Below are 12,399 nucleotides of genomic sequence, written 5' to 3'. Positions count from 1 at the left end.
TGATTCACGCGTAGCGGACATCCTGCTTGCCGCGCACGATCTCGCCCATCAGAAACGGCTTGCTGCCGGACTTCCTGAGGCTCGCCATCGCCGCGTCGGCCTGCAGGCGCGGCACGATCAGCACGAAGCCGACGCCGCAGTTGAAGACGCGCCACATCTCGTCCTGCGCGACACCGCCCCGATCCTGCAGCCAATCGAAGATCTCCGGGCGCTTCCAGCCCTGGGTATCGACGACCGCGGCGATGCCCCTGGCGAATGCGCGCGGCAGATTGCCGGTGATGCCGCCGCCGGTGATGTGCGACATGCCGCGCACCTTGATGCCCTGCTCGAGCAGCTTCAACACCGGCTTGACGTAGATCGTGGTCGGCGCCATCAGCGCATCGGCGAGCGTGCCCTTGCCGATCGGCGTCTTCAGATCGGCCCTGGCGACTTCGAGAATCTTGCGCACCAGCGAATAGCCGTTCGAATGCGGGCCGGACGACGGCAGGCCGATCAGCACGTCGCCGACCTTGATCTTGCTGCCATCGATGATCTTCGACTGCTCGGCAACGGCAACGCAAAAGCCGGCCAGATCGAAATCGCCCGGCTGGTACATGCCCGGCATTTCCGCGGTCTCGCCACCAACCAGCGCACAGCCGGCCAGCTTGCACCCCTGCGCGACACCCTTGATGACCTGCGCAGCGATCTTCTGATCGAGCTTGCCGGTGGCGTAGTAGTCGAGAAAGAACAGCGGTTCGGCGCCGGACACGAGGACATCGTTGACGCACATCGCGACCAGATCCTGGCCCAGGCCCTGCACCCGACCGGTGTCGATGCCAAGTCGCAGCTTGGTACCGACCCCGTCGGTGCCCGACACCAGCACCGGCTTCTTGTACTTCTTCGGCAGACCCACCAGCGCGCCGAAACCGCCGACACCGGCCAGTACTTCTGGGCGGCGCGTCGACTTGACGATCTTCTTGATGTCGTCGACCAGCGCATCGCCCGCGTCGATATCGACGCCGGCGTCGCGATAGCTCAGCCCGGTGCTCTTCTTCATTCGTCTGCCCTGGATATTCGAAAAATCGTGGAAATGCCGGCACCGGATCGCGGACCGACGGATTGCCTGTCATTTTAGCGGGACGCACCCGATAATTTGTCCATGCGCCTCCCGATTGCCGTACTTTTCGCCAGCCTGGTCCTGACCGCCCTGCCCGCCGCGGCACAGACGGACCTGGCCGCCAGCCCCTACGAAGGCCGCGCACCGGTCGCCGACCAGAGCGACGTGGCGCGCGACAGCGGCCTGCGCAACGCGCTGGCCGAGGTCATCGAACGCGTCAGCGGCCCCGGCAGCAGCGCCAATGCCGCCGCTATCATTGCCGGCGCGCCGCAGCTGGTGCAGCGCTACGCTTACGACAACGGCAATGGCGGCCTGCAGCTGGTCGCCAGCTTCGACAAGACCGCGGTCGATCGCCAGCTGCGCGCCGCCGGCCTGCCGGTCTGGGGCATCAGCTCGGCACCGGCGCAGAACACCGATCTCGTCGTCAGCGGTCTGCGCGGCAGTGCCGACTACGCGCGCACCCTGAGCGCGCTGCGCGCGGTGCCCGGGGTGCGCCGGGTTGCCGTGCTCGGCGCCGACGCCGATCACCTGTCGCTGGCGGTCGACGCCGAAGGCGGCGCCGCGCGTCTGGTCGGCGCACTCGGCAACGGCCCGCAGTTCGTGCGCGACCCGAACGCGGCCCCGGGCACGCTGGGCCTGCGCCTCGTGCGATGAACGAAATCGACGACGTCGGCACCTCCGTCAAACAGCACTGGCCCTGGTACGCCGGCGCACTGGCGGCCCTGATCCTGCTGTGGTTCCTGACGCCGATCCTGGCCCCGTTCGTGATCGGCGCCGGCATCGCCTATCTCGGGGACCCGACCGCAGACCGTCTCGAACGGGTCGGCCTGTCACGCACGGCGTCGGTCGCGATCGTGTTCAGCGGCATCGTCATCGTCATGCTGCTGTTGCTGATCCTGCTCGCGCCGATGCTGTATGAGCAGAGCGTGGCGCTGATCCACAACATCCCGGCCTGGGTCAACTGGATTCTCGACAACGGCCTGCCGAAGCTCGGCATCCACCTGCCAGCCGGCACGCACCTCGATGCCGAAGGCCTGCAACAGATCGTCAGCGAGCACTGGTCGCAGGCCGGTGGCGTGGTCAAGACGCTGTGGCTGCAGGTCTCGGAATCCGGCAAGGCCTTCGCAACGATGGTCGCCAATCTGCTGATGATCCCGATCGTCAGCTTCTACCTGATGCGCGACTGGGATCGTCTGGTCGCATGGATCGCGAGCCTGATTCCGCCGCGCGCGCTGCCGCGCTCGCAGCGCTTTGCGCGCGAGGCCGACGAGGTCCTGGGATCGTTCATCCGCGGTCAGCTGCTGGTGATGGCGGCGCTCGCGGCGATCTATTCGATCGGCCTGACGCTGACCGGCCTCAAGCTCGGCCTGATCATCGGCGTGATCGCCGGGCTGCTCAGCTTCGTGCCGTATCTCGGCTTCGTCGTCGGCTTCGGTTCGGCGCTGATCGCGATGCTGGTGCAGACGCACGAATGGCTGCCGCTGCTGTGGATCTGCCTGGTGTTCGGCATCGGCCAGATCATGGAAAGCGCGGTGCTGACGCCGATCCTGGTCGGCGACAAGATCGGCATGCATCCGGTTGCGGTGATCTTCGCGGTCATGGCCGGCGGCCAGCTGTTCGGCTTCATCGGCGTGCTGGTCGCGCTGCCGGTGTCGGCCGTGATCGCCGTGGCGCTGCGCCACGCCAAGGATCAGTGGCTGCGCAGCGCGCTGTATCGTGGCGGCGCCGCGCCGCACGAAGAACCGGCCGCGCCGAACGGCGAAGAGCCGCCGACCGCGACATGAAGGGTCGGCAGCTTGCGCTCGCCGTGCAACTGCGCGACACGGCGAGCTTCGCCAGCTATTGGCCCGGCCGCAACGCCGATGTCGTCGCCGCGCTGCGCGCGCTCGATCACCCGACGCTGCTCTACGGTCCGCCACAGTCCGGCCGCACGCATCTGCTGCAGGCCGTGTGCCGCGAACGCGGCGGCGCCTATCTGCCGCTGCGCGAGCTGGCCGGCTATGGTCCGGACGCGCTGGACGGTTTCGACGCGCAGGCCCTGCTCGCGCTCGACGACCTCGACGCGGTGATCGACATCCGCGACTGGGCGCTGGCCCTGCTGCGTCTGATCGATCGGCGGCGAGCCGCCGGGCAAGCGTTCGTGCTTGCGGCACTTGCGCCACCGGACCATCTGGCGGCCGCCCTGCCCGATCTGCGCACGCGGCTCGCCGCCTGCGTCGTGCTCGGCCTCGACCCGCTCGACGACGACGACCGCGCGGCACTACTACGGGATCGCGCGCAGGCCCGCGGCATCGCGCTGCCGGACGATGTCACGCGCTGGCTGCTGAAAACCCAGTCCCGTACGCCGGGCGCGCTGGTCGAGGCATTGGCCGCACTCGATGCGGCGTCGCTGCGCGAAAAGCGCCGTCTCACCGTCCCGTTTGCGCAGACCGTACTGAAGACATCCGCCTAGGGCCTGTTAACGCGATGGCAATCGCTGCGGCGGAGGTCGTTTTGGCGCAGGGCAAGGCGCCAGCCGCGCCGCCTGGTGGCGCCAGGCAAGCGGCTGGCAACGCCGCCCTGCGCCAAAACGGCCCCGCCCCATTCGGGTTGCGCCAGAAATCTCGCCATGCGGCGTTACGAGCCTTGCGCCTGGCGTCACCAAGCCCTGCGGCTCGTGCCTTGCCTGGCGTGATTGCTGGCAGCAACGCAGCGATCGTCCATCGCGTTAACAGGCCCTGGTGCCGTTGGACAGCGTCAGGCGCGAGGCGTACCGTGCGCGCGCCTTCGAACCGGAACCCCGATGGATCGCCGTCGCGTCGCTGTCTGCCTCTGCGGTGCTGCCGCCTTCGTGCCGCTGTACGCGCCGCAGTCACTGCTGCCGCTGCTGCGCGAATTCGTCGGCCAGAGCGCCGCGATGGCCGGCGCCGTGGTCTCTGCCGGCACCGCCGGTGTTGCCGTCGCCGCGCCGCTGGTCGGCCGACTCGCCGACCGCCTCGGCCGTCGCCGTGTGATCGTGCTGGCCGCGTTCATCGCCGCCATTCCGAGCCTGCTGTCGGCGCTCGCACCGACCCCCGCGCTGCTGGTGATCGCCCGGCTGCTTGAAGGCCTGGCACTGCCCGGCATTTTCGCGGTCACCGTCGCCTATACCGCAGACCAGTGGCCGCCCGGCGAAGCACGCGCCGTCACCGCGCTGTACATGGCCGGCACCATCGCCGGCGGCTTCTGCGGCCGCCTGCTGTCCGGCGTCGTCGCCGAGTTCTGCGGCTGGCGCTGGAGCTTCGCGGCGCTGGCACTGCTGCAGATCGTGCTGGCCGTCCTGATCCGCGCCTGGCTGACGCCGGACCAGCCGCTGCCGCGCACCGCGCAGGGTCCGCGCGTGAAGTTCGCGGCGCTGCTCGGCAATCCGGCGCTGCGCGCGGTCTATGCAGCCGGCTTCGCGCTGCTGTTCGCACTGGTCGCCGGCTTCACCTACGTCTCGCTACGCCTCGCCGAAGCGCCGTTCAATCTCGGCCCCGGCGGACTGTCGGCAATCTTCGTCGTCTATCTGGTCAGCGTGGTGACGACGCCGCTGTCCGGTCGCCTGCTCAACCGTCACGGCCATTCGCAGGTGCTGGCGTTTGCCTGGAGCGTCGCGATCGCCGGCCTGCTGATCACGATCGTGCCGTCGCTGCCGAGCGTGATCGTCGGTCTGACGCTGTTTTCGGCAGGCCTGTTCTGCGCGCAGACCGCGGCGACCACCTTCGTCGGCGAGGCCGTGCCGCATGCGCGCGGCGCGGCGGTCGGACTCTACGTCACCTGCTATTACATCGGCGGCACGGTCGGCGGTGTATTGCCGGCACCGCTATGGACGCACTTCGGCTGGTCCGGCGTCGTCGCGCTGATCGCCTTCGCCGGCGTCTCGTCGGTCCTGCTCGGGCAGCGCGCGTTTCGCCATCACGCGGCGGCGATCGCCGCGACGCGGCGCTGATCGTTCAGCGCTTTCCGTCGTCGCCGGCTGCGTCCGGATCGTCGGCCTGCGCCCGGTCGCGTACTTCGGCCGCGGCCGCTTCGGCGGCGGCCAGCGCGCCGCGCTTCGGCATGGTCTTCAGGTGTGCAGTCGCGAGATCCTTGAGTTCGGGCGGCAACATCCATTCGCCGATGTCGTAGCCGGCCTGGTTCATCGCGCGCACCAGGTTCTCGACGTATTTGCCGCTGCCGCGCGTGCCGACCATGCTGCCCGGTCGCGACACCAGCGTGCCGATCTGTTCGAAGAAGCGGCCGCGGTCGGTAATCATGTTGCCGCTCGCGGTCTTCGGCGTCGCCCACTTCTTGGCCTGATTGAACTCCTGCATGAAGGTCACGAACGCACCGCCGCCGTCGATCACCACCTGCACGATCTCGCCCTGGCGGATCACTCGTGCGCGGCTGGTGGCCGACTCGAACAGGTTGAGATCACGCTTCGCCATCGTCGTCGTTCCGTTTGTGATGCAGCCAGCGTGACAGACCCGACGCTCAGCGCCGGACCGGCACGTCGAGGTGGCTGTCACCATACCAGCGAATCTCCATCGGCACCCTGGCGGCGGCGATCGATTCGACGCTGACGTCGTCGGCCGCACCGTAGTTGAGCTGCCGGTCCGGTCGCTTGCTGACCGCGAGCACGCCGATCACGCGGCTGCCGGCCGGCAGTCTCATGGCGCCGATCTGCCCGCTCGTGAATTTGAGCTTCTGGCGGATGCCGGCTTTCAGCAGGTGGCGATCGACGTCGTCGCGCGCATAGCTGGCACGGAACTCGTAGGGGTCGGCCAGCTGCAGGTAGTGCCCGTCAACGCTCTGCGCGTACAGCGTCAGACGCAGATCGAAGTCGTATTTATTGATGACGAAATCGAGCTCGCCGCTGACGATGCCGCTGACATCGGTGGTCTGCTTGAGGGCTTCGCTTTCGAAAAGAAGACCCGGATCGGCCGGCAGCGAGATCGGCATGAGCGGCGGCGGCACCGGTATCGCGGTGTCGCTGCGATCGGCGAAATCGACGGTCTGCGTATGAACCGGGGCACCGGCGGTCGACGAAGCCGCGGCGCCGGCGGGATAGATCTTCAGCACGCCGTTGGCCATCGCCTGCAGCGACGGCACGTGGCGCCATTCGTCGGTGCCCATCAGCTGATAGTTGACGCGCTGCGGCAGCAGCGCCGGCCTGGCCGCGCCCTTGAAGATGTGATCGAACCACTGGTAGCGCAGCGCCAGCAGATCGATCTGCGCTGCGGGCGACACCGCCGTGCCACGCAGACTCGGCGCCGGACCGTCGCGCAGCGCGCGGTCGTCATAGGGGCCGAGCAGCAGAACGTGATCGGCGTCCGGCCGGTATTGCAGATGCTGGCGATAGTAGTACAGCGTGCCGACCGCGCCCTGCGCGTAGTAGCCGCCGATCGACAGCACCGGAATGCCGATGTGCGCGAACTGCTTCCGGAACGGACTGGTGCGTTCCCAGTAGTGATCGTAGCTGGGGTGATGCAGCCAGTCGCGGAACACGCTGCGCGGCAGATCGGCGAGCACCGCAAGATCGCGATACGGCTTGCCGCTCGCATACCAGCGGCGATCGAGCGCCTGCCAGCGCGCGTCGTCGCGATCGTCATCGATCACGGCACCCGGCACCGCGTGATCCGTCGCCCAGCGCAGGGCCTCGTTGCGGAAAATGTGCCCTTCCATCGGGAAACTGATGCCCGGGGCGATCGCATCGGCGGTGACGATGGTCTTCAGCTCGCGCGGCACATTCTTGGTCGCCGCCCAGGCTGCGAAGCCGGCGTAGTCGCTGCCGTACATGCCGACACGACCATCGCTCCACGGCTGCCGGGCGATCCAGCGGATCACCGCGCGCGCATCGACGCCGTCATAGCGGAACGGCACCAGCGACGCTTTCGGGCCACCGAGCTTGCCGCGCGTGTAGGCGACGACACCGACATAACCATGCGCAGCACTGGTGCGCGCGTCGGCCGGCGACAGTTGCAGGGTGAATTCGAGCAGCGTCGGCAGCTTCGCGGCGCCGCGCTTCGGCCGCACCACGCGCGCGTGAATCGGCACGCCGGCCGGTGTCGCGATCAGCACGTCGTCGTCGACGGCATAGCGCCGACGGTCTTCGTCGGCGCCGAGCGCGGCGGCCAGCGGCGCCAGTTCGCGATTCGCCTCGTAGGCGAAGTACGCGCGAATCAGCGCGGTCGCTTCCGGCAGTTCGATGCTGTCCTTGCCGCGTGCGCGATCGAGAGCCTGCTGCCAGGCCTCGCGAAACGGCGGCGGCGACGCCTGCAGCGCATTGGTGACCGCCGACGCCGCCAGGTCGTCGAGCTTGCCGACGACATCGTGGAACGACTGCGTGAAGGCCTGCGCGAAACCCGCGCTGCCAGTCGCCTCGATGGTCTTGGCGCGCGCATAGACGTCGAACAGCAACGCCTGACCGGCGCCGGGCCCGGTCGCGTCGGTGGCGGATTCGCGCTCGCGCAGGGTCTCGCGCGTCTCTTCGGCCGCCTTGTAGTTGCTGTCGGCCCACTGCAATGCGGACAGAGTGGCGAGATAGCGATCGGGGTCCGGGTCCTGGTAGACCGGCAGCACGCGTTCGGCGAGATCGCGCATCACCGCCGGCACCTCCGGCGCATCGATGCCGGCCGGCGCCTTGAAGCCGAACACCTGGCGATCCTGCGCCGACGCCGGCATCGCCAGGAGCATCAGCACGCACAGGCACAGCCATTTGATCGGCGACATTTTCATGGCGAGTCGGAGGGCGATGCCGGCGTCGAGCCCGGCGCGGGCGCATCATCGTCGACCGTCGCCATTCCCGAAACCTTGACCAGCCGGGCGACATGCGTGAACAGGGCATCGAGCACCGGCCCGGCGCGGCCGATGTGGATCACCGCGGTCTGCGGCAGGGCGTTGCCGAAAATGTCGGCGACCCGCTCCTGCATGTCGGCATCGAGTGCCGTGAACGCATCGTCGATCAGCACCCACGGCGGCGCCTGCAGGAGGATACGGGCAAACACGATGCTCAGCTGTTCGTCCTGGCTGAGCTCGTGCTCCCAGCGTTCGGTCGCGTCGAGCAGCGCGACCAGCCGGCCGAGGCCGACCCGCTCGAGCGCGTGCGTGAACGCCGCATCGCCGTGGCCTTCGAGCGCGCCCGGATAGGCCAGGATTTCCCGCAGGCTGCCGCGCGGCAGATACGGCGTGCCGCGCGGCACGTAGACGATGCGCTCGCCGCCCGGCAGCGTGATGCGGCCCTTGCCCCACGGCCACAGGCCGGTCAGCGCACGGAACAGCCGCGTCTTGCTGGTGCCCTGCGCGGCCTCGATCTGCAGGTGATCGCCGGCCTTCACCACCAGCCGCCCCGGTTCGAGGCCGTCGTGGCCGGCCGGCGACCCGATCTCGAGGCCGTCGATCACCAGCATGCCGGCGTCGCCGTCGGCGTATTCGATGTGGCTGTCGAACGCAGGCCGCTCGTCGTGCGCGATCACCGCCTGCCGGAAGCTCGCGACGCGCAGCAGCGCGGCGCGCCAGTCGGCGATGATGCTGAAGTTGTCGACGAACCAGCGCAGCGCCGATTCCACCTGCGTGAACGCCGCCGCCGCCATCATCAGGCCGCCGAACGAGACCTTGCCGCTGAAATACAGCGGCGCGGCGGCAAGGATCGGCGCCACCGTGGTGATCCAGCCGAAGCCGGCCTTGACCCACTCCAGATTGGTGAGACCCAGCGCCAGCCGGCGCACGGCTGCCAGCACGTCGGCCAGATAGCGCTCGATGCGCAGGCGCTCGTCGTCCTCGCCTTCGGCGAGCGAGATCGCATCCAGGTGTTCGTTGACGCGCACCAGCGAAAAACGCAGCACCGCTTCACTGGCGTAGCGCTCGGCGTTGCGATGGATGAGGTTGCGGCCGACGCCATAGCTGAGCAACGAACCGAGACCGGCGTAGAGCAGCGCCGCCCACAGCATGTAGCCGGGCACGACGTAGTCCGCGCCGGCGAAACGCACGCTGAAATCGCTGGAGAGCGACCACAGGATGCCGGCGAAGCTGCCGAACAGGATCGTCGCCTGGAACAGACCGACGCCGAGATCGGCGGTCAGATCGCAGAACTTCAGTGCGTCCTCGTGCATGCGCTGATCGGGATTGACGCCCATCGGCCCGGAATGCGACAGCCAGTACGCGCGCCGCGGCATCATCCAGTGCCCGACCAGATCGCGCACCAATCCACGCCGCAGCTCGATCTTCAGGTTCTCCACCGTCCAGCGCTGGGTGACATTGAGCACCAGCAGCGTGCCGATGATGACGGCGAACACGCCGAGCTGGACGAGGAAGTCGTTGATGTCGCGGCGTGACAGCGCGTCGAAGAACGGCTTGTTCCACTGGTTGAGACGGATCTGCCCGTAGACCGTTGCCGCAATGACGACGACGACGGTCAGCATCCGGCGAATCAGCGCCTTGCCGGAACCGGATGCGCGCCACGCCGCGACCATCAGGCGGAGCTGGCGCACGAAGCCCGGTCGCACCGCGAACGCGGCAGCCGTGGCACGCGCCTCGGATTGCAGACTCATCCCGCCGACGCCGGCAGCTGCCGGCGCGCCGTCACGCAGGAGATGAACGCGGCGTAACTCCAGGCCAGATGCCGCGCCGAACTCTGATGACCGTCGTTCTGGTCGAACTGCTCGGACAACTCGCCGCTGGCCGGTGTGTACGCGCGCACCATCTCCAGCAGGCTGTCGCCGCGTGCCCGCCAGACCTGCGGCTCGCTGCCGAGCGCGGCAGCGCGAAAGCAGAACTCGGCGGCACCGAGCGTCGAGAAGTAGTACGCGCCGCCGGAGTAGTAGACATCGCCCGGATAGCGGCCGAATGCCACACCGCGGCCGGCCGGTCGTTGGCGATTGATCGCATACGCGGCATCGAACAGCGCTTCGAGTCGCGCGAAGCTTGCCTGCATCTTCGCGTCGGCGGCGCTGTGTGCCTGGCCCGCGCGCGCCTCGGGCGCGGCGTGGATCGCGGCGAGCACGACCGCGATATCGAGCGCCTTGGCCGAACGCGCGCCGCCGGCCAGCTGGCGCGAACGGTAGTGGCCGAGCGCGTCATCCCAGAAACCGTCCAGAGCTTGCAGGATGGCAGCCGCATCGCGACGAAAGCCTTGCGCCAGATCGCGCTCGCCGCCGGCCCGCAACCAGTCCGCACCCTCGTCGAGCGCCGCTGCGCTGACGCGCAGCGTGTAGTAGTGCAGGCCCTGCTCTTCTTCCCAGATGTCGTAGGACGGCTGCTGCCAGTGCGCGGCGGTGAACGCGAGATCGTCGCGAATCAGCGCCGCCGCCTCGTCGGCGATCGCGGCCGGCGGCGCGATGCGCGCCAGCCAGCGCAGCAGCGCCAGCGCCCGCAAGGGCGGACCGTCGTGCTGCGGGCGTGCCCACTTCGAGATGTCGAGACTGCCATCCGGATTGACGCGGGTCTCGGCGACGACGGCTGCGCCGTGCACCTGCGACAGTTCGTCGTCGTCACGGACAAACTTCAGGAAGTCGGCGGCCATGCCGGCACGCCGGTCCGGGTTCGCCGTCAGCACGCGACCATCGAGCTGCTGCAGCGCGCGATTGAAGCGCACGAAGTCGGCGAAATGCGTGTGGGCTTCGTCGCCGAGCGTGTGATCCTCGAACAGCAGGCGCAGCGCTTCGAGCACCACGGCAGAATCGCGATACCAGTGAAAGAAATAGTCCGGGTCCGGATCGTAGGCGCCGGGCACCGGCGAGGCGATGATCGAACCACGCACCGGCCTGACCGTCTGCGCGAAGCCGGCCCGCTGCTTGACGAGGCCGGTCGCCGACACGCTGCGCAGCATCGCCGTCGCCGCATAGCGATATTCGGCGTCGATCCAGCCTTGCAGTTCGGCGCTCAATGACCGGCCTTGATGTCCAGATGCGGACTGGAGAAGCCGAGCCGGCGCAGGCCGTCCTGCACCTCCGGCACGCTCATGAACAGCTTCCACAGCAGGCCGCTGCGATGATTCTCCATCATCACGATGATCGGCCCCTGGTCGATCGCCAGGAAGGTGTCGGCGGCCCAGTCCCGCTGTTCGCAGAACGCATCGACGAAACCGTAGCGGCCCCATATCCGCTCGCCGTGCGCGGTGAGGAAATGCCGCAGCACCGACATCACCTCGGCCGGCGCATACGGCAGGCTGGCCAGAGCCGCGGTCGGCGAGATCGTGCCGTTGTCGTTGTCCGGCGCGTGCGCGCTGTAACCGGCGTAGTCATCGCTCGCCGTCAGGCCCCAGCAGGCTTCGCCGTAGCCCTTGTAGCCGCCGGGATTGGCGATGCAGTGCGCGCGGTTGATCCTCACGTGCCGGCAGTTCAGCTCCCAGTAGTCGGCGTAGCGGTCCTTGAGACCGTGCGGATCGAGGCCGCAGAACGAGTAGTGCGCGAAGAACAGCGGGCCACCGTACGGCATGCCGAGCGGCAGTTCGATACCGTGATAGGACTTGCCGTTGAGGAAATCGCGGCCGGCCGCATAGCCGCGGTGATAGACCAGCGGATCGATGGCACAGGTCGGCGAACCGGCCGCGAGCACATAGGTGATCAGGCACTCGTTCCAGCCGTGGATCTCGTGATCGAGCGCCCAGCCGTTGTTCGGGCTCCAGTGCCAGTACAGCAGCTTGCGGCCACCCCGCGTGTACCAGTCCCATTCGACATCGCGCCACAGCCAGGTGATGCGATCACGGATCGATGCCTCGGCCGGCGTGTCGCGATCGAAGTATTGCCGGGCACACAGCAGGCCCTGGAACAGCAGCGCGGTTTCAACCAGATCGCCGCCGTCGTCCTTGCGGCCGAACGGAATCGTCGCGCCGGTCTCGCCGTTCATGAAGTGCGGATAGGCGCCGTGGTAGCAGGTCGCGCGACACAGCACGTCGAGCATGCTGTTCAAGCGTGCGACGACGGCGTCGCGCGGCTGCCAGCCGCGTTCGGCGGCGACGATCAGCGCCATCACGCCGAAGCCGGAGCCGCCGATCGCGACCAGATCGTCGACCGGCTCGTCGCGCGTCGTCCGCCGGTCCGGCGCCAGGCCGCTGCGCGGGTGCGCGCCGTCCCAGAAGAAACGGAAGGTCTGCCGCTGCACGGCGTCGATCAGCGCCTCGTCGTCGAGTTTCGCCAGCGCTGCGGGCGTCATCGGCGGACCCTTTCCGGCATTGCGGCGAGTGGTTTGTCGTGCACCGGTTCGTCTCCTCGAACGGCGATCTGCGTGTGTGTGTGCAGTGTGCCCTGCTTCGCGCCGCCCGGCATGTCGAACGGGCAGCGCGGCGACGCCGGCATCACGGGCACCGCGGTAGCAGTTCAGCTTGA

General features: G+C 68.4%; 10 protein-coding genes. 4 read left to right on the top strand and 6 right to left on the bottom strand.

The window, feature by feature from the left end; genetic code table 11:
• Nucleotides 1-4: 4 nt before the first annotated feature.
• Nucleotides 5-1,036, bottom strand: coding sequence for a phosphoribosylformylglycinamidine cyclo-ligase (gene purM, locus G7Y85_RS07855; RefSeq protein WP_166254438.1), 1,032 nt, complete (start codon nucleotides 1,034-1,036; stop codon nucleotides 5-7).
• A gap of 102 nt (nucleotides 1,037-1,138) precedes the next feature.
• Here purM and G7Y85_RS07850 point away from each other — a divergent pair, with 102 nt between their 5' ends.
• The 4 genes from G7Y85_RS07850 to G7Y85_RS07835 all read left to right on the top strand — a co-directional run bounded on the left by G7Y85_RS07850 (nucleotide 1,139) and on the right by G7Y85_RS07835 (nucleotide 5,045).
• Nucleotides 1,139-1,750 carry a DUF8605 domain-containing protein gene (locus G7Y85_RS07850; RefSeq protein WP_166254434.1) on the top strand — a complete coding sequence of 204 codons (612 nt, stop codon included), beginning with the start codon at nucleotides 1,139-1,141 and terminating at the stop codon, nucleotides 1,748-1,750.
• Nucleotides 1,747-2,880 carry an AI-2E family transporter gene (locus G7Y85_RS07845; RefSeq protein ID WP_166254431.1) on the top strand — a complete coding sequence of 378 codons (1,134 nt, stop codon included), beginning with the start codon at nucleotides 1,747-1,749 and terminating at the stop codon, nucleotides 2,878-2,880. Before G7Y85_RS07850 ends, G7Y85_RS07845 begins: the two co-directional genes overlap by 4 nt.
• Complete coding sequence (gene hda, locus G7Y85_RS07840; protein ID WP_166254428.1) at nucleotides 2,877-3,548, top strand: DnaA regulatory inactivator Hda; 672 nt, start codon at nucleotides 2,877-2,879, stop codon at nucleotides 3,546-3,548. The genes G7Y85_RS07845 and hda overlap by 4 nt, the downstream gene beginning before the upstream one ends.
• 330 nt (nucleotides 3,549-3,878) lie before the next feature.
• Nucleotides 3,879-5,045: an MFS transporter gene (locus G7Y85_RS07835; RefSeq protein WP_166254425.1), complete on the top strand. Its 1,167-nt coding sequence runs from the start codon at nucleotides 3,879-3,881 to the stop codon at nucleotides 5,043-5,045.
• A gap of 4 nt (nucleotides 5,046-5,049) precedes the next feature.
• Here the strand turns inward: G7Y85_RS07835 and G7Y85_RS07830 are convergent, their stop codons facing one another.
• From G7Y85_RS07830 to G7Y85_RS07810, 5 genes are read right to left on the bottom strand one after another with little or no spacing between them, the layout of a single operon-like run.
• Nucleotides 5,050-5,523 (bottom strand): hypothetical protein, encoded by a 474-nt coding sequence (locus G7Y85_RS07830; protein WP_166254422.1) that lies wholly within the window; start codon nucleotides 5,521-5,523, stop codon nucleotides 5,050-5,052.
• Between the two features lie 46 nt (nucleotides 5,524-5,569).
• Nucleotides 5,570-7,813: a CocE/NonD family hydrolase gene (locus G7Y85_RS07825; protein WP_166254419.1), complete on the bottom strand. Its 2,244-nt coding sequence runs from the start codon at nucleotides 7,811-7,813 to the stop codon at nucleotides 5,570-5,572.
• Nucleotides 7,810-9,624, bottom strand: coding sequence for an ABC transporter ATP-binding protein/permease (locus G7Y85_RS07820; protein ID WP_166254417.1), 1,815 nt, complete (start codon nucleotides 9,622-9,624; stop codon nucleotides 7,810-7,812). Before G7Y85_RS07820 ends, G7Y85_RS07825 begins: the two co-directional genes overlap by 4 nt.
• Nucleotides 9,621-10,958: a glycoside hydrolase family 15 protein gene (locus G7Y85_RS07815; RefSeq protein ID WP_241696058.1), complete on the bottom strand. Its 1,338-nt coding sequence runs from the start codon at nucleotides 10,956-10,958 to the stop codon at nucleotides 9,621-9,623. Before G7Y85_RS07815 ends, G7Y85_RS07820 begins: the two co-directional genes overlap by 4 nt.
• Complete coding sequence (locus G7Y85_RS07810; RefSeq protein ID WP_166254414.1) at nucleotides 10,955-12,226, bottom strand: glucoamylase family protein; 1,272 nt, start codon at nucleotides 12,224-12,226, stop codon at nucleotides 10,955-10,957. Before G7Y85_RS07810 ends, G7Y85_RS07815 begins: the two co-directional genes overlap by 4 nt.
• Between the last annotated feature and the right edge of the window lie 173 nt (nucleotides 12,227-12,399).

It is taken from the genome of Solimonas terrae (assembly GCF_011067135.1).
Lineage (GTDB): Bacteria > Pseudomonadota > Gammaproteobacteria > Nevskiales > Nevskiaceae > Solimonas > Solimonas terrae.
This window is presented reverse-complemented; position numbering and strand designations above follow the sequence as displayed.

Coding starts and splice junctions, on each gene's coding strand:
- purM (WP_166254438.1), bottom strand. CDS start 1,036: ATGAAGAAGAGCACCGGGCTGAGCTATCGCGACGCCGGCGTCGATATC.
- G7Y85_RS07850 (WP_166254434.1), top strand. CDS start 1,139: ATGCGCCTCCCGATTGCCGTACTTTTCGCCAGCCTGGTCCTGACCGCC.
- G7Y85_RS07845 (WP_166254431.1), top strand. CDS start 1,747: ATGAACGAAATCGACGACGTCGGCACCTCCGTCAAACAGCACTGGCCC.
- hda (WP_166254428.1), top strand. CDS start 2,877: ATGAAGGGTCGGCAGCTTGCGCTCGCCGTGCAACTGCGCGACACGGCG.
- G7Y85_RS07835 (WP_166254425.1), top strand. CDS start 3,879: ATGGATCGCCGTCGCGTCGCTGTCTGCCTCTGCGGTGCTGCCGCCTTC.
- G7Y85_RS07830 (WP_166254422.1), bottom strand. CDS start 5,523: ATGGCGAAGCGTGATCTCAACCTGTTCGAGTCGGCCACCAGCCGCGCA.
- G7Y85_RS07825 (WP_166254419.1), bottom strand. CDS start 7,813: ATGAAAATGTCGCCGATCAAATGGCTGTGCCTGTGCGTGCTGATGCTC.
- G7Y85_RS07820 (WP_166254417.1), bottom strand. CDS start 9,624: ATGAGTCTGCAATCCGAGGCGCGTGCCACGGCTGCCGCGTTCGCGGTG.
- G7Y85_RS07810 (WP_166254414.1), bottom strand. CDS start 12,226: ATGACGCCCGCAGCGCTGGCGAAACTCGACGACGAGGCGCTGATCGAC.